Here is a 357-nt window from a genome sequence, read left to right on the forward strand (position 1 = left end):
ATGGTCGGACGCACTGCTGCCCGAATCGGTGGTGAGTGCGACACCGGGTGCGGCGGCCGAGGTGTCGAGCGTGAAGTTGAACGACGTCGGATCGGACGTGTTGCCGGCGATATCGGTCTGCCGGACCTGTACGTCGTTCAGGCCTTCGACGGCATTGAAGCTGGTGCTCCACGTATGACCGCCGTCGATCGAATATTCGACGGTGGCGCCGGTCTCGACACCGGCCAGGTTCAACGTGCCGACATTGGTGACGTGATCGGACGCACTGCTGCCCGAATCGGTGGTGAGGGCAACACCGGGCGCAGCCGCCGACGTATCGAGCGTGAAGCTGAACGACGTTGCCGACGACGTGTTGCC

1 protein-coding gene is annotated in these 357 nt (G+C 63.9%); it reads right to left on the reverse strand.

What is annotated here, in order from left to right:
* A partial coding sequence (locus tag U4012_RS35695) for an Ig-like domain-containing protein (RefSeq protein WP_321804596.1) occupies positions 1-357 on the reverse strand: 357 nt, incomplete at both ends.

The organism is Burkholderia sp. BCC1988, assembly GCF_905339895.1.
Lineage (GTDB): Bacteria > Pseudomonadota > Gammaproteobacteria > Burkholderiales > Burkholderiaceae > Burkholderia.